The organism is Paenibacillus sp. FSL R7-269 (assembly GCF_000517865.1).
In the GTDB taxonomy this organism is placed as follows: domain Bacteria; phylum Bacillota; class Bacilli; order Paenibacillales; family Paenibacillaceae; genus Paenibacillus_AQ.
In genome coordinates, this window is sequence record NZ_ASPS01000049.1 from 107,985 (window position 1) to 134,870 (window position 26,886).

At 48.5% G+C, this 26,886-nt stretch carries 39 protein-coding genes; 3 read left to right on the top strand and 36 right to left on the bottom strand.

Annotated features, from left to right (window positions below; translation table 11 throughout):
* The 32 genes from C162_RS21745 to C162_RS21910 all read right to left on the bottom strand — a co-directional run bounded on the left by C162_RS21745 (position 1) and on the right by C162_RS21910 (position 21,782).
* Complete coding sequence (locus tag C162_RS21745) at positions 1 to 558, bottom strand: phage baseplate protein (protein ID WP_036697630.1); 558 nt, start codon at positions 556 to 558, stop codon at positions 1 to 3.
* Positions 545 to 3,136, bottom strand: coding sequence for a phage tail tape measure protein (locus tag C162_RS21750; RefSeq protein ID WP_036697632.1), 2,592 nt, complete (start codon positions 3,134 to 3,136; stop codon positions 545 to 547). The genes C162_RS21745 and C162_RS21750 overlap by 14 nt, the downstream gene beginning before the upstream one ends.
* Positions 3,137 to 3,185: 49 nt before the next feature.
* Positions 3,186 to 3,377: a hypothetical protein gene (locus C162_RS21755; protein ID WP_036697634.1), complete on the bottom strand. Its 192-nt coding sequence runs from the start codon at positions 3,375 to 3,377 to the stop codon at positions 3,186 to 3,188.
* Positions 3,349 to 3,654 carry a hypothetical protein gene (locus C162_RS21760; protein WP_036697635.1) on the bottom strand — a complete coding sequence of 102 codons (306 nt, stop codon included), beginning with the start codon at positions 3,652 to 3,654 and terminating at the stop codon, positions 3,349 to 3,351. The genes C162_RS21755 and C162_RS21760 overlap by 29 nt, the downstream gene beginning before the upstream one ends.
* Positions 3,655 to 3,683: 29 nt before the next feature.
* Positions 3,684 to 4,082 (bottom strand): phage structural protein, encoded by a 399-nt coding sequence (locus C162_RS21765; protein WP_051493834.1) that lies wholly within the window; start codon positions 4,080 to 4,082, stop codon positions 3,684 to 3,686.
* 12 nt (positions 4,083 to 4,094) lie between these two features.
* On the bottom strand, positions 4,095 to 5,120 hold the full coding sequence (locus tag C162_RS21770) for a DUF3383 family protein (protein ID WP_051493835.1): 1,026 nt from the start codon (positions 5,118 to 5,120) through the stop codon (positions 4,095 to 4,097).
* A complete protein-coding gene (locus C162_RS21775) occupies positions 5,107 to 5,604 on the bottom strand; it encodes a phage neck terminator protein (protein WP_036697639.1) in 498 nt (165 codons plus the stop codon). Before C162_RS21775 ends, C162_RS21770 begins: the two co-directional genes overlap by 14 nt.
* The gene (locus C162_RS21780; RefSeq protein WP_036697641.1) at positions 5,591 to 5,935 is read right to left on the bottom strand and encodes a hypothetical protein; all 345 of its coding nucleotides are present in this window, start codon (positions 5,933 to 5,935) and stop codon (positions 5,591 to 5,593) included. Before C162_RS21780 ends, C162_RS21775 begins: the two co-directional genes overlap by 14 nt.
* Positions 5,936 to 5,937: 2 nt before the next feature.
* A complete protein-coding gene (locus tag C162_RS21785; RefSeq protein ID WP_036697644.1) occupies positions 5,938 to 6,408 on the bottom strand; it encodes a hypothetical protein in 471 nt (156 codons plus the stop codon).
* A 9-nt stretch (positions 6,409 to 6,417) separates the two neighbouring features.
* Complete coding sequence (locus tag C162_RS21790; RefSeq protein WP_036697646.1) at positions 6,418 to 6,963, bottom strand: hypothetical protein; 546 nt, start codon at positions 6,961 to 6,963, stop codon at positions 6,418 to 6,420.
* The gene (locus C162_RS21795) at positions 6,938 to 7,147 is read right to left on the bottom strand and encodes a hypothetical protein (protein ID WP_036697648.1); all 210 of its coding nucleotides are present in this window, start codon (positions 7,145 to 7,147) and stop codon (positions 6,938 to 6,940) included. Before C162_RS21795 ends, C162_RS21790 begins: the two co-directional genes overlap by 26 nt.
* Positions 7,148 to 7,191: 44 nt before the next feature.
* The gene (locus C162_RS21800) at positions 7,192 to 8,421 is read right to left on the bottom strand and encodes a phage major capsid protein (RefSeq protein ID WP_051493836.1); all 1,230 of its coding nucleotides are present in this window, start codon (positions 8,419 to 8,421) and stop codon (positions 7,192 to 7,194) included.
* Between the two features lie 13 nt (positions 8,422 to 8,434).
* Positions 8,435 to 9,043, bottom strand: a complete 609-nt coding sequence (locus C162_RS21805) for an HK97 family phage prohead protease (protein WP_036697649.1) — start codon at positions 9,041 to 9,043, stop codon at positions 8,435 to 8,437.
* Entirely contained in the window at positions 8,997 to 10,277 is a 1,281-nt protein-coding gene (locus tag C162_RS21810) for a phage portal protein (RefSeq protein WP_051493837.1), read from the bottom strand. Before C162_RS21810 ends, C162_RS21805 begins: the two co-directional genes overlap by 47 nt.
* A gap of 27 nt (positions 10,278 to 10,304) precedes the next feature.
* The gene (locus C162_RS21815) at positions 10,305 to 12,068 is read right to left on the bottom strand and encodes a terminase large subunit (RefSeq protein WP_051493838.1); all 1,764 of its coding nucleotides are present in this window, start codon (positions 12,066 to 12,068) and stop codon (positions 10,305 to 10,307) included.
* Positions 12,061 to 12,657, bottom strand: a complete 597-nt coding sequence (locus C162_RS21820) for a P27 family phage terminase small subunit (RefSeq protein ID WP_036697650.1) — start codon at positions 12,655 to 12,657, stop codon at positions 12,061 to 12,063. The genes C162_RS21815 and C162_RS21820 overlap by 8 nt, the downstream gene beginning before the upstream one ends.
* A 105-nt stretch (positions 12,658 to 12,762) precedes the next feature.
* A complete protein-coding gene (locus C162_RS21825) occupies positions 12,763 to 13,146 on the bottom strand; it encodes an HNH endonuclease (protein ID WP_036697652.1) in 384 nt (127 codons plus the stop codon).
* Positions 13,147 to 13,389: 243 nt separating this feature from the next.
* Positions 13,390 to 13,932, bottom strand: coding sequence for a site-specific integrase (locus C162_RS21830; RefSeq protein WP_036697655.1), 543 nt, complete (start codon positions 13,930 to 13,932; stop codon positions 13,390 to 13,392).
* 567 nt (positions 13,933 to 14,499) lie between these two features.
* The gene (locus C162_RS21840; RefSeq protein WP_036697660.1) at positions 14,500 to 14,877 is read right to left on the bottom strand and encodes a hypothetical protein; all 378 of its coding nucleotides are present in this window, start codon (positions 14,875 to 14,877) and stop codon (positions 14,500 to 14,502) included.
* An 87-nt stretch (positions 14,878 to 14,964) separates the two neighbouring features.
* Positions 14,965 to 15,183 (bottom strand): hypothetical protein, encoded by a 219-nt coding sequence (locus tag C162_RS21845; RefSeq protein WP_036697663.1) that lies wholly within the window; start codon positions 15,181 to 15,183, stop codon positions 14,965 to 14,967.
* A 44-nt stretch (positions 15,184 to 15,227) separates the two neighbouring features.
* Entirely contained in the window at positions 15,228 to 15,413 is a 186-nt protein-coding gene (locus tag C162_RS21850) for a hypothetical protein (protein ID WP_036697665.1), read from the bottom strand.
* 575 nt (positions 15,414 to 15,988) lie between these two features.
* Positions 15,989 to 16,408 (bottom strand): ASCH domain-containing protein, encoded by a 420-nt coding sequence (locus tag C162_RS21860; RefSeq protein WP_084649011.1) that lies wholly within the window; start codon positions 16,406 to 16,408, stop codon positions 15,989 to 15,991.
* Positions 16,409 to 16,478: 70 nt separating this feature from the next.
* Positions 16,479 to 17,084: a DUF2786 domain-containing protein gene (locus C162_RS21865; RefSeq protein WP_036697670.1), complete on the bottom strand. Its 606-nt coding sequence runs from the start codon at positions 17,082 to 17,084 to the stop codon at positions 16,479 to 16,481.
* 63 nt (positions 17,085 to 17,147) lie between these two features.
* Positions 17,148 to 18,503 carry a replicative DNA helicase gene (gene dnaB / locus C162_RS21870; protein WP_036697671.1) on the bottom strand — a complete coding sequence of 452 codons (1,356 nt, stop codon included), beginning with the start codon at positions 18,501 to 18,503 and terminating at the stop codon, positions 17,148 to 17,150.
* Positions 18,469 to 18,816: a hypothetical protein gene (locus C162_RS21875; RefSeq protein ID WP_036697673.1), complete on the bottom strand. Its 348-nt coding sequence runs from the start codon at positions 18,814 to 18,816 to the stop codon at positions 18,469 to 18,471. The genes dnaB and C162_RS21875 overlap by 35 nt, the downstream gene beginning before the upstream one ends.
* Positions 18,794 to 19,801 (bottom strand): hypothetical protein, encoded by a 1,008-nt coding sequence (locus C162_RS34585; RefSeq protein WP_051493840.1) that lies wholly within the window; start codon positions 19,799 to 19,801, stop codon positions 18,794 to 18,796. The genes C162_RS21875 and C162_RS34585 overlap by 23 nt, the downstream gene beginning before the upstream one ends.
* 24 nt (positions 19,802 to 19,825) lie before the next feature.
* Positions 19,826 to 20,008, bottom strand: coding sequence for a hypothetical protein (locus C162_RS21885; RefSeq protein ID WP_036697674.1), 183 nt, complete (start codon positions 20,006 to 20,008; stop codon positions 19,826 to 19,828).
* A 153-nt stretch (positions 20,009 to 20,161) separates the two neighbouring features.
* The gene (locus C162_RS21890; protein WP_036697675.1) at positions 20,162 to 20,377 is read right to left on the bottom strand and encodes a hypothetical protein; all 216 of its coding nucleotides are present in this window, start codon (positions 20,375 to 20,377) and stop codon (positions 20,162 to 20,164) included.
* Positions 20,364 to 20,645, bottom strand: coding sequence for a hypothetical protein (locus tag C162_RS21895; RefSeq protein ID WP_036697677.1), 282 nt, complete (start codon positions 20,643 to 20,645; stop codon positions 20,364 to 20,366). The genes C162_RS21890 and C162_RS21895 overlap by 14 nt, the downstream gene beginning before the upstream one ends.
* 9 nt (positions 20,646 to 20,654) lie before the next feature.
* Positions 20,655 to 21,170 carry a hypothetical protein gene (locus C162_RS21900; protein WP_036697679.1) on the bottom strand — a complete coding sequence of 172 codons (516 nt, stop codon included), beginning with the start codon at positions 21,168 to 21,170 and terminating at the stop codon, positions 20,655 to 20,657.
* Positions 21,171 to 21,300: 130 nt separating this feature from the next.
* Positions 21,301 to 21,504, bottom strand: a complete 204-nt coding sequence (locus tag C162_RS21905) for a hypothetical protein (protein ID WP_036697680.1) — start codon at positions 21,502 to 21,504, stop codon at positions 21,301 to 21,303.
* A gap of 14 nt (positions 21,505 to 21,518) precedes the next feature.
* Positions 21,519 to 21,782 (bottom strand): hypothetical protein, encoded by a 264-nt coding sequence (locus C162_RS21910; protein ID WP_036697682.1) that lies wholly within the window; start codon positions 21,780 to 21,782, stop codon positions 21,519 to 21,521.
* A 172-nt stretch (positions 21,783 to 21,954) separates the two neighbouring features.
* Between C162_RS21910 and C162_RS34590 the strand changes: the two genes are divergently transcribed.
* Positions 21,955 to 22,776 (top strand): helix-turn-helix transcriptional regulator, encoded by an 822-nt coding sequence (locus tag C162_RS34590; protein WP_051493841.1) that lies wholly within the window; start codon positions 21,955 to 21,957, stop codon positions 22,774 to 22,776.
* Between the two features lie 204 nt (positions 22,777 to 22,980).
* Positions 22,981 to 23,229 (top strand): helix-turn-helix domain-containing protein, encoded by a 249-nt coding sequence (locus C162_RS21920; RefSeq protein WP_036697684.1) that lies wholly within the window; start codon positions 22,981 to 22,983, stop codon positions 23,227 to 23,229.
* A gap of 261 nt (positions 23,230 to 23,490) precedes the next feature.
* On the opposite strand, the gene C162_RS21925 is transcribed toward C162_RS21920, so the two are convergent.
* Genes C162_RS21925 through C162_RS21935 form a run of 4 tightly spaced genes read right to left on the bottom strand, consistent with a single transcriptional unit; the run spans position 23,491 to position 25,183 of the window.
* Positions 23,491 to 23,865 carry a LytTR family transcriptional regulator DNA-binding domain-containing protein gene (locus tag C162_RS21925; protein WP_036697685.1) on the bottom strand — a complete coding sequence of 125 codons (375 nt, stop codon included), beginning with the start codon at positions 23,863 to 23,865 and terminating at the stop codon, positions 23,491 to 23,493.
* Between the two features lie 17 nt (positions 23,866 to 23,882).
* Entirely contained in the window at positions 23,883 to 24,035 is a 153-nt protein-coding gene (locus C162_RS35560) for a cyclic lactone autoinducer peptide (protein ID WP_084649012.1), read from the bottom strand.
* The gene (locus C162_RS21930; RefSeq protein WP_036697687.1) at positions 24,028 to 24,564 is read right to left on the bottom strand and encodes an accessory gene regulator ArgB-like protein; all 537 of its coding nucleotides are present in this window, start codon (positions 24,562 to 24,564) and stop codon (positions 24,028 to 24,030) included. Before C162_RS21930 ends, C162_RS35560 begins: the two co-directional genes overlap by 8 nt.
* Entirely contained in the window at positions 24,557 to 25,183 is a 627-nt protein-coding gene (locus C162_RS21935; protein ID WP_036697688.1) for a hypothetical protein, read from the bottom strand. The genes C162_RS21930 and C162_RS21935 overlap by 8 nt, the downstream gene beginning before the upstream one ends.
* Before the next feature lie 112 nt (positions 25,184 to 25,295).
* On the opposite strand from C162_RS21935, the gene C162_RS21940 reads away from it, so the two are divergent.
* A complete protein-coding gene (locus C162_RS21940) occupies positions 25,296 to 26,882 on the top strand; it encodes a recombinase family protein (protein WP_051493842.1) in 1,587 nt (528 codons plus the stop codon).
* The last annotated feature ends 4 nt before the right edge of the window (positions 26,883 to 26,886 follow it).

Below are 26,886 nucleotides of genomic sequence, written 5' to 3' on the forward strand. Positions count from 1 at the left end.
TCACTTGATGTTGCCTGTCCCCCACTTGCTCCCGGACTTGAATTTGACCTTTTCAACCTTGTCCTTGTCCTTGTCCTTGCCCGTTTCCTTCCCCTTACCTTTTCCCGCCCCCTTGTCCTTGTCCTTGTCCTTGTCCTTGTCCTTAGTCTGCTTTGTCCCACTGTTGACAATTGGCGCTGCCTGGGACTTAATCGGTGGCGGCAACGTATCGACGTAAGAGGCGGCAGCAATACGAACCTCTCGCAGCTCCATCGAAAAAGTCATACCGTCGGCGGTCGTGTAATCGGTGGATGTGGAGAAATCCGTAATCACGCCGACAAAGCCATTGCGGCCGACATAGCTGACAATCTGTCCTTTGTCCTTGACCGATATGATATCTGCCCGCGTCTTCGCCGCCTTTGTCCCGGCAATAATTCCGGAGATGGACAGAGTTCGGGCTTGGGCCTGTATATGGTCAATCAGGTTGATTCCCTTTTCAACCGGCTGCTCCGTGACCGTCACCGGAAAGCTAGGCGACTCGCTTTGAACAGTGATGTACATCCCGTTAATTAGCGCCACTGATTTCCACCCCCATGATCCGGGATGCCGATTCTAAAAAGTCCTGCAACTTTTGGTCAACAATACTGCCAATTTGTTGCGCTGTTTTAGTATCTGCATTGCCCTGAACTGTAATTGTTATGGAGGGAGCAGTGATATTTATTTTCTGATTGCTACTGGTGCGGGCCGGGGCCGTTTCAGGAGTATACCGGGAATACTTCTCGTTTTCATCAGCGGTCAGGACACGTTCGTCTTTATGCAGTTCTGCGATATAACCGTCCCACGGCACATTGCTCAACCCGTTAGCGTGACTACCGTCGATTGGCGCAATGGGCTTAATATTAATCCCCACTATCTCTTCACCGGTAAACGGATTTTTGATTGACACCGAGTTTAGTTTGCCGATCATTGAATTATACTTTCCAATAATCCAGTTAATGGCATTTATAAACGTTGACTTGACTCCATCCCATGCACCCGTCAATTTTGTTTTTATGCTGTCACCGACACCAGAAACCGCCCCAACAATAAACCCCCATGCATTGGACATCGTAGTTTTAACCGCCTCCATTGCTGTTGATATCCCTGTCTTGACATTATTCCATGCGCCAGATACAGCGCCAAATATCCTACTTCCGGCCCCTGTAACAGTTCCAACAACGTTATCCCAGAGAGTTACAAGCCAATTCCATACGCCTGAAAAAATACCAACCGTCACAGCTTTGATGTTATTCCAGACTCCGGTTACAACATTCCAAATGGCAGTAGCTCCACTGGACACAGTAGTTTTCATCCAGTCCCAGGCGGATTTAAGCCAATTCCATACGGCTGTAAATACGGCTATGGTCACGGCTTTGATCTTATCCCAATTTTTGTACACCAGGAGTGCAATCATCGTAATCGGTCCACCAATGACGGCTAATATCGTAATGCCCCATTTTTTGATAAAGTTGGTGACAAAATTGAAGGCTATCATAAAGTACTTCGGCACCGTCACCTTGAAAAAATTAAGGATTACCATGGTCGCTGTCTTAATGCCTGCCCACATCCCATCAATAAAGGCTCGGAACTTGTCGGAACGCTTGTAGGCTACGGTCAGCGCAACTCCTAAACCTACAAGGGCCAGGACGACAAGTGCAATCGGGTTCATCGCCATCACCGCATTGAACGCCGTCTGCACGGCTGTGAACGCCTTGGTTATGCCTGACCAGACTTTAGTTGCTACCCCCGCTATCTTGGTTGCCGTAGCCACCGCGACCATCGTTGTTTTGTAGGTCAATAAAATTGCGGCAATGCCGGAGATGATAGGGATAAACGGTTCCCACTCCACAATTGCTCTGCCGACATCATATATCTGCGCGGCAATGTTTTGTATGTCCGGCCAAAGAGCCGCAGCCTGAGCGCCAAAGTCCTGCAAATAGGGTATCAATGCTTGTACCCATCCGCTCACCTTCTCAATGGCTATGCCCAGGTAGGTTCCTATCAGATCCCCGAAGGCGGCAATTTGCGGCTGATGGCTGGCAATCCACGCCCCAAACATACTCAGATACGGCAGCAGCTTTTGCCCAATGGGGATCAATATCCCCGTTTCTATGTGACGTTTGAAGTATTGCATTGACTCCCCGATACTCGTAAAACCATTATTGAGATTAGCCGCAGAGTCCTTGCTTTGATCAAAGCTAGTGTTCACATCATCTAAGGCACTGAAGGCTTTCACGCCAAGTTCCTCAAACATTGTCCCGAACAGCCCGATACCGACTGTATTTTGCTGTACCGGGTCCTGAATATCCGAAATCATGGATACGATATCTTTAAATGCAGACTTTGCCGCTGGCCCGCCGTTGGAAAAGGTCTTCATCATTTTGTTAGCGTCCAAGCCTAAAGCCTGAAAAGATGTTTCTGCGGTGCCCCCGGCTTCAATGGACAAGATGCTAAACTCATTCATGGCGTCGCCCAGCAAGTCCGTATTGCGTGCTCCTGCCTTCATACCGTTGTCAAAGTATCCCATAGTGTCTTCCATCGTAAAGCCCATGGAGGCGAACGCTTGCGAATACTCGTTCACGCTGTCCAGCATGTCTCCCAATGTATCTACCCCTCGGCCCTGTCCTTGGGTTAACAGGTTGAAGGCCTCCGTAGAGGTGACCCCGAAATTCTTCATAGCGACAGATACCCCGGCAATAGACTCCGTAACGTCGCCGTCAAATTGCCCCGCGTACAGCATCGCCTCGCGGGAAGCAGACTCAAGTGCATCGCCTGTAAGCCCTGTAGCCTTGGCTACAGCCGCGATAGATCCGCCCAGGTCGTCCCAATCTTCGCCAAAATTCTGATTGTACAGATTCTTAGCAACTTCCCGCGTCGCTTCCATTTGCTCCGTGGTTTGACTAGTCGTCATTTGCACATTAGACATTGCATTTTCAAAATCACTGGATGCTGCTAATGCTGCCGATCCAATCCCGATTAATGCCGCGCCGCCAGCAGCTCCTAATCCAATGACACTTTTGGTTAATATTCCAACCTTGGAATCCGCTTCATCTAATCCACCGGAATTGAATTTGAACCCTACTGCATACATGAGTGAGCCGATGATTCCGCCTGCCATATATCCACTCCTTTCCAGCAACGAAAACAGACGTCCCGGGGAAGGACGCCTATTTTTTGCTCTTATTTTTATTCATTTGTTCGATATGAATATCCAGTGCTGCATTTGCCTCAGCAATGTCGTCCTGGTCCATGTTGTCTAAATCGCTATATGTGATACCCATATCTGACAACAGCAAGCGCCAATGATCCCAATTCTCTCGCGCCCGTTCCTTAGCCTTCTTTTTCGATATCCTCGACATCCGAAATCACTTCCTCTTCATCCACTCCATTAATGAAAAGGTAAGCTTTGTTGGCGACCTCCATCATTTCCCGATAGGATTCAAAGCTTTCCTGAGTAACTTTAGGAGCAACAACAACATGCGCAAACATTTCATCCGCCATCTTTTCTTCAGAAGGCACGCCATGTTTGTTTTTCATCCGGTCATTAATTTTTGTCACAGCCCGGACGCCCGGGAACTGTAGCGTATACTTGTCACCGGATTTAGTTGTTACTTCTTTAATTTTAAAATTTGCCATGATGAATAAGGCCCCTCTCGAATTTTAGATTAGTTCATGCTTAGATCAAGACACTGGAACTCATACGATTTATCGCCAGCTTCGCTGCCATATTCCCGGTCTGCCGGTTTCTTCAAATATGCTTGTGTTGCAGTGTTCGTTTCCTTCGGTGTTCCTGAGAAAATAACGGATACCGGAACCAACTTCCCGCTGTTTGCCAATCCATCCAGATAAGGAACCTGCGGGCTGGTCCGCTGAAGAGTAACGGTGATGGTTCCCAGGGGATTATTCACCTTATTGCGGACCACATCCCCCTGAGCGCCTACCGCTGTCGTATACTGCTCTTCATCCTTTGCAACCGTCACTAAGTCCTCGCCGTATCCCGTCAAAAAGACGCCAGCCACAATCGTGGTGACGTCCATTGGATCATATGTTTTTGGTTCAGCCACTCTTAACGCCTCCTATGCAAATTTAATTGTTCCGCTAATCCCAGCCTTGTGTACCGCTCCGGCAATGATAAATTCAAATTTCCCATCCGGGTAGTTCCGGGCGGCAATATTGGCCGGGTCCACCTGTGACCTCGGCGGGAATGTTGTATTGTACAAGGCCACGCCATCCTCATCCGTCGCAATCATGCCTTGAAGGAACGCCCGCTGAAGTACGGTGCGGGAAGCACTCTCAATCTGCGCGATACCGCGATTGTCAAATGGAATTTTGGTACGCATTTCCTGCGCTCGATTGAACAGGTCCTGCACCGCATACTGAATGGAAAACACAATGTAGTCCTGGGAGTGAATAAGGTCTATGAACTCCCCGCTAACCGCCCGGCCGTCGCTGGTGACATTGGTCCCGGCCTTAGTCACATAGGTGTTGGCTCCCAGGGCATGAATGGCGCTCAGCTCCGTCGCATCGATGTCCATCGGCGCGATGCCAACCAGCGTCCAGCCCTTCCAGGTCACACTGCCGACCGGTAGGCTACCGACAGCGCCGACCCATGCCGCATCCGGGTAGTTAGTGACAGTGGTATGATAGATTACCGCTGTGCGGTCATAACCCTTTGCCTTGATGGTGGCTAGGTCCGCCTTGCTGCTGGTCCGGGCGACAAACTGCCGGGACTTGTCTGCCTCCACGGCATCCGCAATCAAGATTAGATCCTCGACCGTTGTCGTGGTCGTAATAAGGAAATGCCAGTCCTTCAGGAACAGCGTCGGCAGCAAGTCGGCCAACGTGACCGGGCTTGCTCCAGTCTTGCGGGAGATAACCGCCAGCTCCGCCGGCGGATTCTTCTGGGCAAAGATTGCCGCAGCCGCCTTGTATTCCTCCGTGTTGGCCGGATAGTCTGTCTGCACGGCGTCGATATCCGCATAATTCTTGTAATCCTTGCCTGCCGTGCTGGCCCCCAGGATCAAGGGCTTGCCGAACCCGCCCAGGATAGGCATCGGCTTAAGCACAGAAATCGTTACCGTTACGTCACTAATGCTCAACATAATCACTCCTTTGTATTGGTGCTGTCTCGATCCAGCCGGAGACATCGGTAATCACTAGGTCGGTCGCACGGAATTCTACATCGAAGCCCTGCCGCCGTTCCCACTCTTCTCCGATATTAATGTCCCGGTTCTGGATTTCTCCGATGTCGATTACAATTACGTCCAGCGTGTCTTTCAGCCGGTCACCGCCCGTCGTTTTGAACCAGTCCCGCGCTCGCATGGCGTTAACCATGGCGATGTCCGAATCATCGGCATAGCAGTTAAAAGAGACGGTGAAGGTCACCGTCTCCCGCCTCTGCTGCTGCCCGCCCTGCTGGGTTATGATAGGCTGCCCGCCGGAGGACTCAAATCCACCGATAAAGCTATAAGTCAAAAAATCACCGGAAGGAATATCCCCGCCGCCGTTCATTTCAATCACCAGTCCGCCGGTTGCCTGCTCCAGCCCTTCAACGATTGAAACCCGAATATTCTCAAACGGGAGCATTGGCGACCACCTTCCGCAATAAATACTGATTGACGTCCGAATATTCACGGTCCGGCGACTCTGCAACGTTGTACTGTACATCCAGATACTCGATCCGCTCCCCGGCGCTGTGTGAGGCTGTCGTATAGAGCATACGGTCCGTCTCGGTGTAGTTGCCGCCCTCTGTTGCCCGTAGCTTGGCGCTGACCGGCTGAATACTCCCGCTCCGCTGCTCCAGCTCCGGCGGGGACGGCACCCATTTCCCTTTGACATATGCTCCGCCAGCGTCCCGCACCAGGAAATAAGGACGGAAATACTTGCGAACCACAGAAGCGAATCTGAAATGCCTCATCCTTATTCCCCCTTTGGAACGACATCGAAGGTCAGGGAGTCGCGCAAGTCCTCGTCCCGCTGCAATAGCTTCCGGGGACCAGTCTTATGTGCTGCATATCGGGCGGATAGGGAAGGTTCCTTGATTCGGTTGAAATTCTTAACCATCCGATCAAGTCCCACCTCCCCGATCTCCGCAAACAGGGAATCAACCGACTTGCGGCCGTGGGCGATTTCCGTTACCCCGGCGCGGACCAGCTTGCCGATTGGCGTTTGTCCTTTCTTTTTGCCGGTCCCGATAAAGGAACGGGCGGGGATGTTCATCTTATACGATCCGTATTCGTGGACACTTGCAATCATTGCAAGCTCGGCATCCCCTTGCATACCAATGCGGACCTTCTTTTCCATCAACGGCCGCAGACGCTCGGCCAGCTCACGTAGGTTATCCTCGCCAGTCACCTGCACGCCAGCGCGTCTTGCTCTTGCTCTTGCCATAGTCCCACCTCACAATCGGATAAGCGCCGCTACAGCGACGGGCAACTCTCCCGACGCCGCTGCGGCATACGTTACAGATATATCCCCGACCCGCTCCGAAGTCACGCCCGGTGTCTGTAACAGAGTTTGGGCGAACAGGATGCAGGCCAACTCATATTTTCGCGGCAATGTGGCAACTGGTGCGCCCGCTGTGTCGTTCGGAAGGACATACCCCGCCGTATACTCCACTTCGATGTTTCGCGTCCCACAAGGCCAGCAGAACCGCTTAAATAACATGCCGTTTTCTGACTCAATCTCATAGGCGGATTCCTTCAGAACCGCACCGTCCTCCTTCACTTCGGATACGGACTGAATCGGGAAGTTCCGCAGCCGGAGAAACTGTGTGCCCGGACCGTCTAAGCGCTGCCGGTGCGTCTTCAGCTCAAAGATTCGATTACATTCCCGCTCAATGGCTTCGCTCGACGCCGCCAATGCCAATTCCAAGGCAATATCCTGTTCCGTATCCCAATCGGCTATGTCCAGCGCCGCCTTAGCCCGTTTTAACGTTGTCAGCATCGTCGTTCCCCGCCTTCAGCGCGGCTTCTACCTCTGCCTTCGTCGCCTCTTTCCCGACGACCTCCGCAGCCCGCAGCAGCACCAGACGTTCGTCGTCCGCTTCGAAAACCGAACCGGGAAGAATCGTCTCCCCCGTCTCCTTGTCCACAAATTCGGCAGTTACATGATAGTGCTTTTTCGCCACTTGAATCCTCTCCTTCCCATATTAAAGGCCCCGAAGGGCCATGATTACACCGTTGGTGCGCCCAGCTTGATGAACGGGGATACCTGATAGCCGTTTTTCAACGTGAACGGACCGCTGACCCACGGTTTGCCGTCCACATTCCAGAACGCCTTGATGATGGTTTTGTTCTGGCGGAACAGTGGATGTTCAGAAGCTTGGATGAAAATGCCTGAACCATCTTTAATCAGATAGTAGCCAAGATCAGCAAGTACTAGGTCGCCCACCGTGCCCAGAACCGGGGCGTTCTCCGTGAAGCGAATCGGATAGCCCAGGAGGGTTCCGGTCATCTTGTCCGCAATATTCGGCTGGAAAATCAGGTTCCCAGCGTCGTCCTTCATGGTTAGGAGCTGCGGCAGAATGGACTGTGATGCCGCCCACACCAGAGAGCCGCCAAGCTTGGCCTTTGCCAACATCGCGACAATATCCGCATATTTAATCTGATTGGCTGTTTCGCGCGGCACCGTGACAGTAGCCGCCGATACTACAGCTCCGCTCGGCTTGCCTACACCGTTGCCATAGAGGAAAGCATCATCTTCAGCCGCTGCAATCGCACCCCGGAACAGCCGGGTAACGATGGTATTGACGGCAGGCGCATTGCGCAGCAACTTGTCTGTAATGACGATATGGGCGGCGACTTCGTGCGGTGTCAGCGTCAAATCCTTAAATTTGGTATTGGTCTCCGGCTTTTCGTCTCCTTCACCGATCCAAGTCACTTCGACACCGCCATACATATTGCTGCCTGCGCCCTGGTCCAGTGCCGGGAAGGTGATGCTGGCGTCTGGTGCAACATCATCGGCCGGGATAACGACCGCACGGGGCCGAACAACGGCCTGTTCCGGCGTGATCTCGAACAATTGCGCCGAAAACTTTGGAGGCACAAACACGCCGCCGGATGCTTTGGTCCCCGCTGCAAGCTCGCGGTATTCCTTTAACCGGGGATCATGTGGGTCTTCGCGGTAAGCTGCAATGAATTCGCCCAGGTTCCTGAATTCATCCTCATGCTGGGAATCTTCTACGCTTCTCTTAGTGCCTGCCCCACCCATCGCAAGTTGCTGCGCCCGTTCTTCCAGCTTAATCTCATCTTCCAGGCTGCGCGCTTCTTCTTCCATTGCCGCGAACTTAGATTCTTCTTCATCATTGAACCCGCGCTTCTCGGTTTGGGCCGTCGTAATCAGCGCCCGCATTTCATCCTTCTTGTCCTTCAGTTTCTTTCTCAGATCAATCAAATTTTTCAATTATTCCAGCTCCCTATAGGTTGATTTTTTTCATCCTCATGTCCAGTTCAAGCAGCGCCGATGCCTGCCGGGCTTCTGCCTCGTCTTCCGGCGGCTTCGGCCGGGCCTGATAAATCTCTTCTGCCGACCGAATGCCAACGCTGGACTGCGGATAGGCGGGCGATGTGACCGGGCTGACCTCGAATAGCTCCGCTTCCATCACGGTGCGAATCGCCATATCTTCGTTAGATTCGTCCCACTCTTCCCGGACGGCGCGAAAAATAAAAGACGATCCCCGCACGTCGCCGCGCTCAATCGTCTCAATGTATTTCTCTGCCCAGCTCGGCGGCGTGATTTCATAGCGCAGCCCCAATTCGTCCTCGGTTAATAGTAGGGTGTTCGGCGTTCGACCCAGCACCTCCCGGCTGTCATGCTGCCAAGCCGCATATACATCCGGGTTAACCAGGCTGGCCGCGAAGGCCCCGCGGGCGAATTTTTCCTGGAAGTAACCAAAGATGGGTTTTGAGAGTTGATCCCAACGGACGGCATACCCGATGATTTTTGCAGGCTCGCCGTCCTCGCGCCGAATTTCAAGCTTACTCCCCTGTAGCAGCAGTTCCCTTTGTTCCTTCTCCGTCTTCATTGTCTGTCTCACCTCCCCCACCGTCGTCTTTTGGATCTTCTTTGCCTACTTCCGTCATGTTGAGTGGGCGCAAGTATTCGTCCCCGCCTTCAATCGGATTCATATTCTCCTTCTCCCTGATCTCATTCACGGATAGCCAGCCGCCATTGCGCCCGATGCTATAGGCTTCATAGCGCGATTTCGTCTCTCCGCGAAGGAACCCTTCAATCAGGAATTCGGCGTAATACTTCTTCTGCTCCTTGCCGGTGAACAGCTTCCAGTTAATCGTCTGCTCCCATCGGATGAGCCAAGGCCGCACGGTATGGGTCACAAAATCAATGCCCTGCTGCTCGATGTTGGAAAAGGTCGCCCGCTCCAGGTCTGCCAGCATGTGAGGCGGCACACGAAACAAACGGGCGATTTCGAGAATCTGAAATTTGCGTGTCTCCAGAAACTGCGCATCATTCGGAGGAATGGTGTTTTTGCTGAAGGTCATACCTTCCTCCAGCAGCATCAGCCGGTGCGCCTTCCCCAGCCCTTCGTATTTCTCCCGAAGCGATTTACTCAGCCGTTCATAGGCCGTATCCGTCAAGGTTCCGGGATGGGTCGCCACGGCCCCTACATTGGTGCCGTTAAGAAAGAATTCTATGCCGAACTGTTCTGTAGCTAAGGACAGTTCAATGGATTGCTGCGCCCAGCGAATGACCGATATTCCCTTTTTCCCGTCAAATCCAAGTCCGGGAATATGGAACATCGCATAAAAGGGAACGTTATGCTGCTGCCCGTTGCTGGTGGTCACTCGGAAAAACGGGTCTCCCTCCGCTGTTTCCATGTGTTCGACCCGGTGCGGCGGAATCGGCCAAAGTGCGGTAACCTCCCCTTCCGAACTGTACTCAATCTCGGCATAGCAGTTCCCCCACAAGAGAATATGGGCCATCATCGTTTCGCGGAAGGTGAATGCCGTCATGCGCGGATTCGGTGCCCGCTGCAAGATGTCACCGACGGGATGATTGGCCCGCGCTTTGCCCCGGGGATTCAGCCGCCGGTATATGGGCAAAGGTAAGGAAGCGACAGTTTCCGCAAGTATCCTCACACAAGCCAGCACTGCCGTGGACCGCATGGCCGTGGACTCCGATACCCGAATCCCACGGCCGAACGGGATGCCGAAGGCTTCATATAACCAGCGCTTGGGGTCGCTCAAATTACTGGATTCGCTTCTTTTCTCAAAAAAATTTGAAATAAACGGAATTTTCAAGGTTTTCACCTCCTATTCGGAATGGATTTAGAGAACGCGAACATCCCGTTCTTCATACACCGACGGCTTCTGTCCTGCCTGGGAAAGCGCAAGCTTGTGGGCGTCGATAACGGCATCCACTGGGTCAATACGCTTTGTTTTGGCCCCCGGCTCCTTATCGATCTTGATCTCACCGAAGCTATTGCTTGTTGTCCTGGCGTTTGCCATGCTCCAGGTCAGCAGCTTATTGCGCCGGTCATACAAGACGTTGCCCGCCTCAACCTCCAGCCGGAAATCGACGGTAGCGTCGTTCAGGCTGCGGGCACTCTGGACAATCTCGACCACATCGACGCCGAATTCTTCCAGGTCAGACAAAAAGGCATCCGCATTATGAGGGTCATAAGCGATGCCTTTCAGTTTGAGGTTATACTTTTTAATCAGGTCCCGATAATGCGCGATGATATATTTGTAGTCCGTCTTCACCCCGCCCATGGTTTCGGTTGGCGTGAGCAGCCTGTCCATGATCCACATATCATAAGGCGCATTGTCGGTCTGCACATGTTCTGCCACCCGCGCCGCTGGAATCCAGCTATGAGAGTCAATGAAGTATTTGCGTTCCACCGACTCATTGTCGAATGGAAATTCCAAAGCACCGGAAGTTAAGTCTCCCCCGGAGGAAAGATCCAGCCCAAGGTAACACTCCCGGCCCCTCATATCTTCCAGCGTCAGGTCTGAAGCGCAAGCCTTCCAGTGTTCGCGGTTCATGTACTGGTTGTCCGCGAACTGAACCCAACGGTTTAGCCACTTCGTCAGGAAGTTGCGCAGCTCGGACCCCTGCATGGCCTTGGCGGTATTCGCTGCCATTCGCAAACTCTTCAGCGTCTGTTCCGTCCAAAGTGGGCTTGCCTTCGGCCAATTCGCTTCGTCCCAAACATCATCGTCCTTGTCCAGCTCGCAGATGAAAATAAACTGTGTTTCATCCTGGTGCAGTCCGTCAAGGATCAGCTTGCAATGTTCGTACAGCTCGAAGCACGGTCCGTTGAGGTCAAAGCCCGCCGTTGTAATGACGGATATCAGGCACTCTTTGAGTTTGACGGTTCCGTCACTCAGCAGCTTGTACATTTGGTTGTCTTTGTGCAGGTGATACTCATCGACGCTGGCAAAGTATGGCCGGAATCCATCAATGGATTTTGTATCCCGGCCTAGCGCTCGGATTTCCCCGTTGGTCTGCCTGCAAAAGACGACGCCCTTGTACTCCTTGACGTCAAATAGCCCCTTCTCATACTCCGATCCCCCCAGCTCTTCGTCCGCATTGATGAATTTGATACATTCCTTCAATACAATGCGGGCCTGGGCTTCCTTCGTCGCAGTGCAATAGACCTGCGGATAATGGTAGCCGTCGAAGTTGCCGTAATACATGGAGGGAACGGCATTACCTAGCGACTTCCCGTTTTGGCGGGCTAACTGAACGTAGGATGAACGGAATCGACGATACCCATCTAAGGTCAGCCAGCCATTCCACGAACCAAAAATGAAGTCTTGAAACCCCCAGAGCCTCAATGGCTCCGGGTCCGCTCCTTCCGCCAGGGTTAAGGCTTCGGCAAATTCAATGATGTCATGGGCACGATCAGGGTCGAAGACATACGGGAAGTCCGCCGTCCCTTGCCGTTTCAAGTCCCGAAGGTGCCGTTCACAGGCTTGCCGCTGGGTCTTCCCGGCAATAATCCGGCCCGAAACGACCTCATGGGCGAATGCCGTCACCCGGTCCTGCTCCGATACAGTGTTATAGGGATAAATCCGAACGCTATCCACTGCGGTTCCCGAAACGACTGAACTTGCTCGGGGTCTCCTGCTTCTTCTTCGGCGCTGGAACATTCTTAACTTTGGAGGAAGGGTTAAGGAATAGACGGTCCTGCATTTTCAGCAGCATGTCCATTTTCTTGTTAATGGCCGTCTCGATTTTCAAGACACCTTCCAGTGAGGCTAACTGAGACAGGTAGACCAGCGCCTTCAGCTCCACTCCCTCCACATCTTCGGCATGGTCGAAATATTCGTCGAAGATGTGGGCATCAATCTTGATGTTCTCAATCGTCTGATATTGGATAAGCAGCTTCTCATATTCAGAATACGTGCGGCAGTACATCGCCAGCAGGCCGACGTCCGAACTACTTAAGAGGGTAGCTCCGTTCTTCGCCGCTTCCTTGTATTCCTTCAGCGCCTGCTTCCAGTGACCCAGAGCAACGGCATCCGTTTTGACTAAAGGCGGGGGGCGAAGCTTCTCCAGGTCTGTTTTCCCCAGCTTGACCTCCGCTTCTTTCCGCTGCTGAATCTGCTCCTTCGTCAAACGATTAGGATTGCCCTCGGCAATTTGCAGATCAACAGGCTTGGCATTTCTGCCCATCCGGGCCACCTCCTGAAATCTCGAAAAGTTTCATAAAACGAGTTTTTACGTAATTAAAGTCCAATGCGGTCTCCTATCTAAAAAGTTTTTAGATATTTTACCCCCCTACCCCCTGGCAGCATTGCCAAAGCCGCCGTCTTCCTTGGCAGTTTTGAAACCGTGACAGGAAGCACACAACGCCTGCCAGTTTTGAATGTCCCAGAACAGTGTCAGGTCACCCCTATGCGGGATGATATGGTCAACAACCGTAGCCTCGACCACCAACTCAGCCTCGAAACAGTGGACGCATAAGGGATTGTGCCGCAGGAACCTAGCCCTTGCGACCTTCCACTTGTGGTCATACCCACGCTCTGCGGCTGACCCTCGCTGCTGCTCAAACTTCCGGGCCGTGTCGCTGTGAGCCTCGCAATATCCGTCCGCAACCAGCGCCTTACAGCCGGACTTCCGGCAGAACTTCATCAATGGCACAGCATCACAACCCCTATGCATAAAAATTCATGGTCGTTTCTGAGAGAGCAACGACGAAAAGCCCTTATATAAAGGGCGTCTTTCTGCTACTATTCAATTCATAACAACCCTTGATTCAGGGCTAAACTGCATACTTTGTATAAAAGGGCAGTTCCTCATATCTTATTAGAGAGCATAACTGCCGGGGGTGCTGCTACTCCTTATAGATCAAGGCTTTGTCAACCTTCCCCGGGTTGAGTTACATACTCGCTAATTATGAATAACTCATAGGCCAAAACGGTTCATCGCAGCATCCATCATGTCCTGATCCATACCTATATAGCGCATGGTGATGCTCTTGTCTGAATGGTTAAGCAGGCTCTGAACCAGCGTGATGTCCTTGGTCTTCTGATACATATGATAGCCAAAGGTCTTCCTCAGGGTATGCGTTCCGATGTCTACCAAACCAAATTCGCCCGCAGCCCGTCGCATGATCTTATAGGCCATATCTCGCTTCAGCGGTTTGTTCTTGCCCTGGCGCGAAGGAAACAGGTAATCGTCCGGCTTCATGTTGGCCGTGTACTTCTTAATGTCCCGTTTAAGCGTCGGGTTGACCTGGATGATTTTGCGCTTCCCGGTCTTCATCTCATTCATGACTATCTGATCGCCGGTCACATCCTTGACCTTGAATTTCAGAATGTCCTGAATACGCAGCCCGGTATTGATCCCAAAGACGAACATCATGTAATTGCGGTGACTGTCCATCAAGAAATAGGCTTTTATCTCATTGATAGTTTCCTGGCTGCGGATCGGCTGAACAAAGTTCATCCATGCCCACCGCCACCCCCGTCCTGTTTTACACAGATCGGTTTCGCACAGAATTGGGCCGAAGCTTCCCATTTGCCCCATACACAGCCTTTGCATTTAACCGGCTGCTTCGGTTCCGGCGGCTCTATAAACCTCCTTGCCTGATTCATTGCTTTTCCCCCAATATAAAAAGCCGCCCCGTGAAGGGCGACTCTGATTATTAACATTATTTACAATTCCCCGTATTTGCATGGTGAAGGACGGTATGACCGACAAACTTCCCCTATGTGCCTATCGCGCCCGGGTGGAGCGCGTCGAGAGCATTATGAACTCTCATTCCCCGCACCATACCGCCGCGAACACCTACTTGCTACTAGTGCTACAGCTCCACTCCCTTTGCGTCTTGCGCTTGTCAAAGGTGCTTCATCACTGATTCAGCATGGCCGAGTCCTGCTGGGATAAGGGGTAGCAGGGACACCCGGACGATGTTTCCGTCCTATGTCCCAACTTTAAATCCAAAATACAGACGCTTTGCTGACGCTTAACTGACCTAAATCAGACACTTTACAGACAGATTACAGACACGTTTTAGATGATGCCAAGCATTTTAAGGGTGCCAGCTACTGATTCTGTCCCTTCCTGGATCTTCCTATCAAATGACCGTTCTGAGAAGATCGACCATTTTATCAATGCTGCTTTTCGCGGGTTTCGATCTATGAACCGGTATTGCATAATCTCTTTTATTTCTAAATCCAATATGGCATGAATCGCTAACTCAATATTTCTGATTATGGGGTCCCACTTTTTAAGAGTGGATTTCTCTTTTGGGGAAAGCGAACCTCTCAACTTTAATCCATTGACGGTAATTGCCATTTTGGGATATTTGCGCAGTAATACTTTTGTGATTTCAATATCAACTTCGGTTGCACTTGGAAACAATTCCCCTTGTTCCAATACCATTGCCATTCCCCTCGCCCCTTTATGCTATAATGGGTTTGAGGTATATTTTTCGTTTATTGACCCCCAGCCCCGGCCAAGGATTAGGGGGTCTTTTCATTCACCTGTATCGAACAGCGTGTCCTGAACAAAATCGTAGAAATCGAGAGCTCCTTCACTTAACCCATTCCCCTCAACTTCATTCCAACGGTTTTCAATCCTCTGGAGTATTTCAGCCCGATCAATAAGCCATTTAACCTGTAGATTCAACAAGCCAACTTTAAGACTTTTTTCAAACTCTTGTTTAATGAGATTAAGAGCCTCATTTGCATCCATTCTCTTCACTCCTTCAAGGTATCTTCGGACTGTGCACCAAAGTATTATTTTGGCCCTTCGTACATGGGTAATTTGAGACCCATTAACTCCATCTTGCTCCAATAGGATTCCGTCACTACTCCGCGTAACAGATCTGCTATATTAACGTTACCGCCGGACGCTTCAATATCCATTTCTAATGCCTTCCATACTGATTCATGTAGCGTTAATTCAATGGACTTGGTAATCATTTGTACACGCTCCTTATTCATTTTTTATACTTCGCTATATGCGTCCACTATTCAGTTTCTAAATCAGTCTCGCCAAAGTTGTGAAGATGACTTGCTGCTGCTTCCGCTTGATCCGTCTGTTCTTGGTGCGGAAATATATCCTAACGTTCTTTTTGAGGCCAGTAACATTACGACAAGCGAAGATAAATGTTCTTGTCAGCTTCCGAACGAATGCCTTAACCACCTTCCATAACTTTCTGAAGACCTCGCCGATAGATCCAACGATTCGCTTGAGCGTTTCACTGGGATTAGCACCTTCTGTCATGAGTATCATCCTCTCAGGAGCATTCTAAGAATATCTTACGTCTAATCTTCATTAAGCATGTTTCTGATCTTTTCTATTTTCAAAGATGTTAGCTGTCTTTGGATAGCAGACCCAGGCAAAGCCTATTTGCCCACCGCCCCAATCTTCCCGAATGAAGGAATATCCTTTTGACAGGTATTCATCTGGGTGAATCCGTAAGTTCCCGAATGCTGTTTTTATCGTTTGACATTTCGCCAGCTCAGATTGCGGCCATACATACAATTGAAATCGTTCAGCCTTTCTCCCTTTGCGGACCACCTTGCCCAATGCCATATTGATCATGTTCAGCGCTTGCGGGTGGATGCTCATGGTTGCCTCCTTCCCAAAGCTTGACCCAAATGACTGCCCCTTGTGGATGAATGTAAGGAATCGGCTCCGAGAAGATAACTGGATTCCCCATTACCCAGGCATACGGGGTTTTATAATTGATATCTGCGTATGGTACAAAGTGCTTGTCCTGGTTGGCATCCCAGGCGTACATTGTAAGGGGAACACAGCCTGATATCTCGACCGTACCGAACACCTTGCCCGTTCCACTCTTGATAATTCCGACCGTCCCGCGCTTGCCTGTCCGGCTTCCTCTGATTTCCCATGTCTTGGCCCCGGAAAGAATCAAATCGGCCCATTTCGGCTTAATCACCAGTCCGTCCATTGTGGTCACCGCCTTTCTATCCAATCATTTTCCCTATTGGGTTATTGAAATTCCGGCCATCCTTATAACCCTACGCCCGGGCTTCACCGTTGCCCAAACTAGTCATTTGAATCGGCTTACCAGTCTTCCAGTTCGCTTCATCATTTGCCTGAACAACCACTTCGTGCTTTACAAGCACTAATGCCAAGCTTTCAGTTTCAACTTGTTCCTTGAATTTTTCGCGCAATCCTTGAAGGAATCCGGTAATATAATCGTTCTTCAAGGCATTGGTTCTCTTCCGTGATCCAAAGTAATTCACTCGCGTTTTCAGAAATTCACTGGAATGGTAGCGAAGCGCATCTTCAGCAAATACATATACTTCTTTTGCTATTTCAACATCTTCAGGGAGACCGAGAAATCCAATATAGGAACCACTTGCATAGAACGAGAAGCAACGAAAATTATCGGCCACAATATTCAGCAACTTACGGTGCCACCACTCAATTCTGCTTTTGCGAATCTTTCCTTCCTGAGCCTCCGGCTGCTTTTGCTCATCAGAACCAATATCAGAAGCAGATAAGCCGTGTTTAGCCATCAATCGCTGTGCAAGAAGAATTGCCGCCTGCGCTTCCTCTGCATTTGAATTTCGGTCTGCTAATTTAAGTGCTTTTTGAATTTTTCTGATTGCTGAATCCATACATTTCATCCCCTTAAAGTTAATTGTTCATCAAGACCCAACCTCTATTGTCATGACGCAGCATCATGCGCTGTGCGCCCTCTCATAATTCACGAATTTATTGAATTGCTTCAGGAATACCAGTTCCACCGTGCCCACCGGGCCGTTTCGCTGCTTGGCAATGATGATTTCGATAATGTTCTTCTTCTCGGTATCCTGATTGTAGTAGTCGTCCCGGTAAAGGAAGGCTACAATATCGGCATCCTGCTCAATGGAACCAGACTCCCGCAGATCGCTCATAATCGGGCGCTTGTCCTGTCGCTGCTCCACATTTCGACTGAGCTGGGAAAGGGCAATCACCGGCACATCTAATTCCCGGGCAATCTGCTTCAGCACGCGGGATATCTCAGATACTTCCTGCTGCCTATTCTCTGAACCGCGCTTGCCACTGCTACCCTGAATGAGTTGCAGATAGTCAATAACGATCATTCCCAACCCTTGCTCTCTCTTAAGGCGGCGACACTTGGCACGAATGTCATGAACCGTAACGATAGGATCATCAGCGATGAAGATGTTCCTCTCAGACAGTTTCGTTAAACCAACCGCCAACTTGCCCCAATCATCATCACTGGTGATATCGCCCATTCGAAGATCATTGGCATCAAGATTCACCTCTGCACTCAACATACGCTGCATGAGCTGCTGTTCTGACATTTCAAGACTGAACACAGCAATCGGTTCATCGGATAATGCTGCCGCATTTTGAGCAATATTCAGAGCAAACGCTGTTTTACCAACGGATGGCCTCGCAGCAACGATAATCAGATCTTGCTTTTGGAATCCACCTGTGAGCTTGTCCAAGTCCACGAATCCCGTTTCTTTACCGCTGATATTTCCGTTCAGACGATTGTCTACACGCTTCTCAATGGTATCTATAAAAGCCATGCCGATATCCTTGGTACTTTTGAAATCCTTTTTCGGGGCGGTTTGATCGGACAACGCTGCCGATTTTGTCAGAGCATTCGCCACTACCGCACTGGCATCATCACTGTCAAACACTAGATCAATTTGAGCCTCGGCGTCTCTTATTGCCTGACGCAAGGTCAATTTATCCTTGATCACTCCAAGGAAATAATCAATGTCGGAAGCAGTAGGAGAAGCTGATGCAATCCGGGAGATATGATAAGTTCCGCCAACCTTTTCCAGACTCTTCTTGTGATTAAGCATGACCACTAATGAACGGATATCCACTTGTTCCCCCGCGTTATGTAAATCCCGCATGGCTGAAAATATCGTCCGGTTAATAGGGTTATAAAACACCTCTGGAGCAACGCTGATTGCAGAATCCATGGCATTTCCTGTTTCATCGACCAGGACAGCACCTAAGACTGCTAATTCAGCATCTTCATTGTGCGGCAGTACCCTTATTGAGCCTTGCATATAGCGCCTCCTTCCATCCGGTGGGCATAGGCTTGGCAGCAGCTTGGGCCTTGTCCCTTTCCGCAAAATACTCCGCTGTCTGATCTTTGAATTTACGCTGATCCCGTAGGTCACTGGCACCGCCACGGATCTGTGCAATCTTTGGAGGCCATGGGTTCGTAAGCATGTGCTGCCGAACATTCTCGCAGGCAACATCAAATGGGAAGTCCTTCAAGTTCTCATAAAGGCGGTCTATCTCAGGGATACTAGTATCAACCTGGGAATATTCCTCCTTGAGCTTTATAAGCAAGTCAATAACTTGTGCTCTCTTCAAGCTCCCTTTCCTCCTTCGCTCTGCGTTTCAACTCTTCAAGCTCCTGCTGTTGTTTAGTTTTGCGCGGCGGCTCTGATGGAGCTGCCTTTGCCTTGCGCTTCGTTTCCGGTTTAACTTCCGGCTCACTTACCGCCTGGGAATTCTCCCATGCCTCTTTAATCCCAGACACGTAGTAAGTGAAGCTCTTGGCCGGTTCAAAGCGCTTGCCTTGCCGGGTCTTCTTCGCCTTGAACATAGTTGCCATAGTTTGGATGGTAAAAGGAACAGAAATCCCTCCGGCGACCATCTGACCCATAGCTTGGCGTTCAGCAGACGAAACGTGAATATCAAGTTTGGAGTGCATTTTGCAATAAGCGTCCAGGATGGAAATCATCCCATCGGCTGAAGGTTCTTGATTGGGTTCTTCTTCCCACCACTCTTTTTCTAAAGTAGTAGTGGTAGTAGTAGTAGTAGTAATATCTTTTGCATCGGACATTTTTGTCTGATCACTACCTAAACCCGGCCTATGATCGGACATTTCTGTCTGATCACCATCGAAGTGAACGGACAAATATGTCTGATCACCGTCGCCATGAACAGACAAATATGTCTGGTCTCTGTCGTCCTGATCGGACATAATTGTCTGATCACATTTTAATGAAGGAACATTTTTGTCTGATCGCTTCAGAAGGCCCTTTTTTGAATTTTTCACCTTAATGATCAAACCCCGGGGCGCCCTGGTGATGTGGAGATAACCGTGATCCTGTAGATCACTGATCCACCTACTAACTGTCTTGTCGTTAACCCCAAAGTTTTCACCGATTTCAGATAGTTTCATCGGCTTGCCTCCAAGGACAATTCCCCAAACGATTCCATCGTCTTCGACTTCGACCGTGGTGGAGCTAATGCACCAAGCAAATAGCCATAGTGCCGAGCCAATTTGCTTATAATGCTGCGGCACCATCAGCCCCGAGAACATCGGAAAGGGAAAGCTATCTGCGGGCATAAACTCACCTCTGCTGTATCATCATCATTTGCCCTTCTTAACTGGCGGTCGTTTCACAATCTCCGTTACATTCGTGCGGAGAAAGAACGCTAATCCCCCGTCTCCCTTGCGGAGCTTTGCCCAAGGACGGGCAATGCCCCATGTATCCAGTACCTCACCATACAGGCCGCAGCTTGTCCGCACCGTGTCACCTTTGATTACAAGCATATTGCCGCCTCCCTACCGTTCAAGTCGAAGCAGCCCCCGCCAGTAACGATCCTGATGCAAATGATCTGGAATCATAATGCCATTCCCCTTTCAGTATATTTGCGGATATCCGCGACCCCTTGCGGGGTTTCGGCCTGTATCCATCAGGCCTCATCAGGCGGGAAAGCTATTGTCGAAAGCGTCATTCATAGCTCTAATTTCAGTCAATTTCTCTTCATCCGATGTACCTGTTCTCTCGAAAATACTCTTGACCATAAAAACAAAAAAACTGCTACTCATAGACCTTGCTTCAAATATATTTTTGTAAGCATCTTTGTACTCGCTAAAAGTATTCAAGCTATGCCCATAATAAAAATCATAGTCCAACATATCCCTTGCCCCCCTTGCGCTCAGTGCGATCTACGGTTAAAATGGACACAATGAGACTCTTAAGACGGGTTATCACCTGCGACTGCCCTGACCGGCGGTCGTTTTTCATTTCCATTTCCAAAAAGTAGATCATCGTATTTAGATGGATCTCTGCTTCCTTCGCTCTCCCCGGCAGCATCTTATCGGGCTGCTTGCGGATTACCCTCAAATTATGCCTTGCGGCGGCTCCGGCGGCTTTCGCTTCGGCAACCAATGCTATTCTTTCCATCCCTCTACCTCATTTCATGTAGTTTTTAAGTTTCAGCTCGGCGCGGTGTTCTTTCCACGTTTCAAGCCAACTGAACGAATACTCCTTACATATTGCTGCGGCCAAGTGTGTCAGCGCCGTTATTGCCTCGACTGTCTCCATGAGCAGCCGTTTAATCTGCTGGCGCTCCGACTCATTGATCTGAGCGTTGGTCTTGCTGATCGGGGCTAACCCTGAAGCGTCCAGCACCTCTCTCATTTCCTCAAGTGTTTTGAACAGGACGCTTGCTCTATGTAGATCTACGTTGTCCAGCCAAGGAGTGAATGCGCCCCCCGTCACTTCGGCTGCTGCCGCTAGGAACAGTTGTCCATCATCGTATTTTTCAGCCGCCGCTTTCATAACAGGTTCACTTGCTTTCCGGCTACCTTTGACAATCTTGCCGACCAGCGAACCGTCCACATTCGCAATTCTGCCAGCCTGGGCCAATGTATGGCCCTTCCGTTGTATAACATCCTGTAGAGCTGAGGAAAAATGTCCAATTGCCAATGTTATTCCACCTTCTTTGTCCGAGTTATGGGGATGCTATCGGACAGAGTCGTGATGTATGATGTTGTTAAGCAATTCCCCTTGCCGAAGCCATTCCCCGCCCGCCGTTGCGATTATGCACGGCGGGTTTTTAAATTGAAACTCCTTCGGAACGTAGTCTCATCACAATTGCCCAGGCGTTAGTATAGATATCCTTTTTGACGCGCTGGATTGCTTCAGGAGTACGAGCAACAAAGTCGTCGCAGAATTCTACCTTGCCGCCGCCAATCATTACCGTTTTTACAACGTTCCCAACTGGCAATGAATTTTCCGACGTTTTTAAGTGAACTGCCATGATTGCACCTCCCATTATGCCGAGCAGAGACGTTTTAAAACTTCAGGCGGTATTTTTTCGCGGTAAGCAGCAACTTTGAGTTCAATTGGGTCAATATTAAGAACAATGGCTAGGGCGTCATTAAGTTTGTCTCCTGGTGGTGGCAACTTACCGTTTTGAAGTTTGCTAATGTAGGCTTTGTTGGTCTTTTGTCCATGATTTTTTAACTTCTCTTCAATTTCTCCCAGCGTCATACGTTCTTTGCTGATTGAATGTTTAAGAAGGGTTGAGTATTTCAAAATCTCACCACCTTATGGTGTTATTTGTTTGTAACGTTGTCATTCATTAATAACGTTATAATCAAATTACACCAATAATCTCCCGTTGTCAATACTTGATAACGAAAAATATAATTACTCACGTTGACTTTGAATGACAACGAAAGATAAAATACATATCAGAGGTGAAAACATGGAGTACAAAGAGTTGTTAAAATCTTATATTGATAAGTCGGGTTTGAGTCTTCGAGAGATTGAAGAACAGATGAGGATTAAAGGATTTTCAACAAACAAAGCTTATATAAGTAAGCTTCAAAATGGTGTTCATCCACCAGCCGGAGAAGATATAACAAGAGCATTAGCGGAAGTTACTGGAGGAGATATAGACGCGCTATTGTTGGCGGGGTATATAGAAAAAGCCCCCGATGAGATTAAATCCATTCTCACGGAGGCCAGCAATACCGGTGAACTATTTTCTTTTTTCGGAACATTGGTAATGTATCTTGAGGAATTCCGTTCTAAAGGGAAGATCAACGAGGAACTATTAGAGAAGATTGAGATGTTTAATAATGTGTTTGCTGCTGACTACAAGCATCGACTAGCATTAGGTCCGCTTAAGGAACATCCTGAGTATGCCACCGTATTGATTGCTCAGTTGAAACGACATTTCCTCCCTATGACGAACTCCATCATCTACAGGGGAGTCGAGATCAAACTATCTGACTATGTAGATGAAGCTGGGGAACCTATATTTAAGAACAATCCTTATCCCGAAATGATTAAAAATGCCGAAGAGGACTATAAGGAAATACGACAAGCGAATCAGATGCAAATTAAAGAGTCCAGCGATAACGGTTATTTCCGTTCGGTGGCTGATATTAAAAATGAATTAACACAAAAGAAAATACAATTTTTCGAAGACCTGGAGGGTGAGTTAGGTTTTGACCTTACCGATCCTGCCGTCCAAAAAAAGTTGAAGACTGCCGCAAAAATCATCTTCAGTGAGGAAGACTGATTTCATTCTTTCTATGAATCCGGGAATTTCCTCTTTTGGAAAGCCCGTACCATCCAGTACTTGATTAAGCATAATTTCTTTGTGTGTTGACATCTTGCCACCATCCGATTCTGGGTGTAGGTATAATTATCTTATCACAGGAACACAAGTTCGTAAATGTTGCGAGTTTCTCAAATATTGCAATTAAATAAAGGAGCAGGTACGATGCGGTATGAACCGGATCGTTGCCGCCTGTACGAACTTTACGAGAAGACCGGAATCACTCAGCGAATGATACATATCATAACTGGGATTCCAGAAAGTCAGTTATCCGATTACGCCAGGAATAAAACAAAAATGGGCTTCTCGACCTCAATGACGATAAGCAAGGCTTTCAACCTGCCCACACCTGAATTACTGTATACTTGGCGCAAGATAACGGTCGTCCCTGTAAAGGATTCAAAAGGCGGCTAGGAGGATTTATCCTCCCGGTCTGGTCGGAACTTCAAGAATTCTTGAAGTATCATCAACAATCATACTTCAGTTATTTTGTCAAATGAGTTCAACCGTTGAATTAATTAAATAACATCTCAGGTCATATGTACATAAAATCTCGGAATGCGAGTTGCACAATATTTGTCGAAAAAATCCGATCTTTTCCGACAATGTTTTTCCGCAATTTATGATATAATATAGTTTTTTATTTAACGACAAAAAAAGCCGCCATTAGGCAGCCTATATCATCACAAATGAAATGTTAACTTGCTGAAGTTCCTTGATCAAAGTGTTATATCCCCGATTGGTCAGCATACAGCCAGCATTACTATCATCAAAAAATGCAGTTTTTAAAAATTTATCGACTCGGACAACTCTATCAAGGTTAATCGATGCTGATCTATCACCCTTAGAGAAGCGATAACCGCTACTGTTCAGAGTATCCATTAGGTACCTCATCGTTCCCATAGTATAATACATTCCGCTTCTTGTATACACATCGATGTGGCTTGTCCTGCCATAGGTAGATTCGAAGTAGTATACATCGCGAACAGGTATGTTGATAATCCCGGATATGCCTTCCTTGTCCTTTGTCAGAGCAAGCGTTGTTGTCATATAGATCACTCCATTTGCTATTTCAACAAATCTTCCGGCGGCTCAGGTTGGTGTACAAATAGAATGCTATTAGCACTAACAATCATAGGTGCGATTGCAGCAAGACAGGTTGCCAGTGTAAAAAGCGCTACGCGCTGTGAACGTGCGGCAAATTGATGTAATTTATTCATGGTGTGATTCACCTCCTTTCCTTTGATTAATCAAGGTACAGGATTGAATTAATATAGAGGCGGCAATAGGTGCTGAAGGAAACAGGAGCGTAAGAGCAATCAGCCCTACCCCAGCAACCTTAAGCGCAGGGTAATATCGCTTCGGGTATCGGCTATGCTGGTTAAGCCTGGACGGCGCGTAGATCAATGTCAGCACACCCGCAATTGCACTAACGATGTAAATCGTTGTTGTCCCAAACTGCACAAATGACAAAGCGGTACTTCCGGCTGTCGAAATCAAGACGCAGAGCGTATTCGAGCGAAGATGTATTCCCCCGGTAATCTGACGCAGTGTTGCGAAGGAGATAAGAACCCCAGCTACTTCTATCGCCCTGCCTGTCATAACTCCAATAGCCAGGGAAAAGAAGATTATAAAGATGGTGTTGTACACCGCCTCCAGTGCGTACTTAAGTACTGGCACGCTGGCCGGATGGTGCGGCACAACCTTTTTAATCGATAGCGCTGTGTTTTGTGCGAGTTTATCAATCACTCTGCTTCTCCTTTTTTATGGCGTAACGTACGAAATAATATGAACTGGCAGCAAAAAAAACTGTGATTACATAAAGTTGATTATCATAGAGCACGGCGGTAATGCTAGACAAAACCAAAATAATCATGGCAACTGCCGTTACATCTTCAAATCTAAAGCGCAATTGTGCTACTCCAAAAGTTGAACCGTACCCCATTCTGTAAAGCAACCATACACCTGGAATTATAACAGCAGCCGTTGCAAATTGCAGAACGTAACCATTGGTTAATGAATCTTTCACTGCGTCAATCGATCCCAGCAGTAAAATTGCCAATATGACTTGGACTATACCAAAAGTTACATAGCCAGCGACGGTTATAATTAAACTGAATATCATCGGCAATCGCATAACCACTTTGAAAAATGCAAAGAAAAAGAAGATTGTAACGACTGGCATGTAATTCCCCAGATGATAATCATCTCTGAGGAAAAAGCTTATAGTATTTATTACAAAAGATAGGGTCAGCGCTTGCCATGCAAACCTGCGCCACTTGAAGCGAAACATACACATGATCAGAAAATATAACGCAAACGTCTCAATCATGGAAAAAAACATAAAGCCCAAAGGTTCTCCTATCATGTAACACCACCTGATATAATAAAACTAATTAATGTCATTATATATCGGCCTCTGTCCTTCAGTATATTATATTTTTTCATAATCACACCCAAAGTAATGGAGGTATAACAATATGAAGCACTATATGGAACACTATGCGGAATATTGCATATATTTGCGCAAGTCCCGGGCCGATCTGGAAGCAGAAAAGCGTGGAGAAGGCGAGACCCTGAAAAGGCATCGTACAACCCTTATGGCCCTTGCCAAAAAAATGAATATCAATATTACTACGGTCTATTCGGAGCTTGTCTCAGGAGAACGGATCATTGAACGTCCCGAGGTTCAGAAGATGCTTGGTGAAGTGGAAGATGGTCGATGGGCGGGCGTATTGGTTATGGAAGTTGAACGCCTTGCCCGTGGGGACACAGCAGATCAGGGTATTGTTGCCGAAGCTTTCAAGGCATGTGGAACTAAGATTATTACACCTATGAAAATTTATGATCCTAACAATCAATTTGACGAAGAATACTTCGAATTCGGCCTATTTATGTCCCGCAGAGAATACAAAACTATCAATCGCCGGTTACAGGGCGGGCGGATGGCGTCCGTCGAAGAAGGGAACTTTATAGGTTCCACGCCACCATATGGATATAAAAAAATAAAGCTGGAGGATGGGAGTCCCACTATTGAAATAGTACCCGAAGCCGCCGCTATCATTCGTGTGCTATTTGATTTATATACTCAAGGCCACATGGGACTTCCAAGCATTGCCAAACATTTTAATTTGATGCAACTTCCGACTAAAACGGGGGCGGACTGGACTACCGCAACTCTTAAAAAGATGATTACCTGTGATACCTATGTAGGCAAGGTATCGTGGAATAAAAGGAAAACGAAAAAAGTTGTAAAAGATGGTGTTTTAAAACGGGAGCAATACTACTCACCAAAGTCAGAATGGAAAGTGTATCAGGGTAAACATGAGTCGATTATATCTGAGGAGATTTTTGATTTGGCTCAACAGATTCTGGCCGAACGGTATCACCCGCCTGCGCCAAAGGGAGTAATAACAAGCCCATTGGCTACTTTAGTCGTGTGTGAAAAATGCGGAAAAAATATGGTGCGTCATGGACATTATACTACCTATAGAGCGCCCACATTGTACTGTCAAAATACTCTATGTGACAATGTTAGCAGTCCATTTGAGATTGTCGAGAATCGCGTTATCGAGGCATTAAAGCTGTGGGTTGAAAATGCAAAAAATGATTGGGAAAGTTATAAGCCTGAAGAATCTGAAGAAACAAAGGCCGATAATATGGAATTGATTGTAAAGGGACACGAAAAAACGCTGGCTGGTTTGAAAAAGCAGAATAGCAATTTACACGACCTGCTTGAAAAGGGCGTATATACAATTGACACTTATCTCGAAAGATCCCAAAATCTCGCGGGCAGAATAGCGGAGACAGAATCAGCTCTTGTGCTTGTACGCGAGCAGCTAGAAACTGAGAAAAGCCGCACCTTTGCGCGTAAGGCGCATATCCCCCTGGTCGAAAACGTTTTGAAGGTATATTACCTGACCGATATACCTGCGGAACGAAATGCGTTATTAAAATCAGTTATTGAATATGCGACTTACAGAAAAGAAAAAAGTGAGCGCTGGGGAAATGGCGGGACCGGGAGCAGCTTTGATCTGAAGATCTTCCCCCGGACACCATCTCTCTAATAAT

Coding starts and splice junctions, on each gene's coding strand:
- C162_RS21750 (WP_036697632.1), bottom strand. CDS start 3,136: ATGGCAGGCGGAATCATCGGCTCACTCATGTATGCAGTAGGGTTCAAA.
- C162_RS21860 (WP_084649011.1), bottom strand. CDS start 16,408: ATGGACGGACTGGTGATTAAGCCGAAATGGGCCGATTTGATTCTTTCC.
- C162_RS21935 (WP_036697688.1), bottom strand. CDS start 25,183: ATGATAGGAGAACCTTTGGGCTTTATGTTTTTTTCCATGATTGAGACG.
- C162_RS21845 (WP_036697663.1), bottom strand. CDS start 15,183: ATGGATGCAAATGAGGCTCTTAATCTCATTAAACAAGAGTTTGAAAAA.
- C162_RS21850 (WP_036697665.1), bottom strand. CDS start 15,413: ATGATTACCAAGTCCATTGAATTAACGCTACATGAATCAGTATGGAAG.
- C162_RS21820 (WP_036697650.1), bottom strand. CDS start 12,657: ATGGGCAGAAATGCCAAGCCTGTTGATCTGCAAATTGCCGAGGGCAAT.
- C162_RS21830 (WP_036697655.1), bottom strand. CDS start 13,932: ATGAACTTTGTTCAGCCGATCCGCAGCCAGGAAACTATCAATGAGATA.
- C162_RS21865 (WP_036697670.1), bottom strand. CDS start 17,084: ATGGATTCAGCAATCAGAAAAATTCAAAAAGCACTTAAATTAGCAGAC.
- C162_RS21905 (WP_036697680.1), bottom strand. CDS start 21,504: ATGGCAGTTCACTTAAAAACGTCGGAAAATTCATTGCCAGTTGGGAAC.
- C162_RS21890 (WP_036697675.1), bottom strand. CDS start 20,377: ATGTTGGACTATGATTTTTATTATGGGCATAGCTTGAATACTTTTAGC.
- C162_RS21885 (WP_036697674.1), bottom strand. CDS start 20,008: ATGCTTGTAATCAAAGGTGACACGGTGCGGACAAGCTGCGGCCTGTAT.
- C162_RS34585 (WP_051493840.1), bottom strand. CDS start 19,801: ATGCCCGCAGATAGCTTTCCCTTTCCGATGTTCTCGGGGCTGATGGTG.
- C162_RS34590 (WP_051493841.1), top strand. CDS start 21,955: ATGGAGTACAAAGAGTTGTTAAAATCTTATATTGATAAGTCGGGTTTG.
- C162_RS21825 (WP_036697652.1), bottom strand. CDS start 13,146: ATGCATAGGGGTTGTGATGCTGTGCCATTGATGAAGTTCTGCCGGAAG.
- C162_RS21805 (WP_036697649.1), bottom strand. CDS start 9,043: ATGAAGACGGAGAAGGAACAAAGGGAACTGCTGCTACAGGGGAGTAAG.
- C162_RS21840 (WP_036697660.1), bottom strand. CDS start 14,877: ATGGCAATGGTATTGGAACAAGGGGAATTGTTTCCAAGTGCAACCGAA.
- C162_RS21775 (WP_036697639.1), bottom strand. CDS start 5,604: ATGCTCCCGTTTGAGAATATTCGGGTTTCAATCGTTGAAGGGCTGGAG.
- C162_RS21755 (WP_036697634.1), bottom strand. CDS start 3,377: ATGTCGAGGATATCGAAAAAGAAGGCTAAGGAACGGGCGCGAGAGAAT.
- C162_RS21940 (WP_051493842.1), top strand. CDS start 25,296: ATGAAGCACTATATGGAACACTATGCGGAATATTGCATATATTTGCGC.
- C162_RS21925 (WP_036697685.1), bottom strand. CDS start 23,865: ATGACAACAACGCTTGCTCTGACAAAGGACAAGGAAGGCATATCCGGG.
- C162_RS21780 (WP_036697641.1), bottom strand. CDS start 5,935: ATGAGGCATTTCAGATTCGCTTCTGTGGTTCGCAAGTATTTCCGTCCT.
- C162_RS35560 (WP_084649012.1), bottom strand. CDS start 24,035: ATGAATAAATTACATCAATTTGCCGCACGTTCACAGCGCGTAGCGCTT.
- dnaB (WP_036697671.1), bottom strand. CDS start 18,503: ATGCAAGGCTCAATAAGGGTACTGCCGCACAATGAAGATGCTGAATTA.
- C162_RS21760 (WP_036697635.1), bottom strand. CDS start 3,654: ATGGCAAATTTTAAAATTAAAGAAGTAACAACTAAATCCGGTGACAAG.
- C162_RS21920 (WP_036697684.1), top strand. CDS start 22,981: ATGCGGTATGAACCGGATCGTTGCCGCCTGTACGAACTTTACGAGAAG.
- C162_RS21790 (WP_036697646.1), bottom strand. CDS start 6,963: ATGCTGACAACGTTAAAACGGGCTAAGGCGGCGCTGGACATAGCCGAT.
- C162_RS21895 (WP_036697677.1), bottom strand. CDS start 20,645: ATGGAAAGAATAGCATTGGTTGCCGAAGCGAAAGCCGCCGGAGCCGCC.
- C162_RS21785 (WP_036697644.1), bottom strand. CDS start 6,408: ATGGCAAGAGCAAGAGCAAGACGCGCTGGCGTGCAGGTGACTGGCGAG.
- C162_RS21770 (WP_051493835.1), bottom strand. CDS start 5,120: ATGTTGAGCATTAGTGACGTAACGGTAACGATTTCTGTGCTTAAGCCG.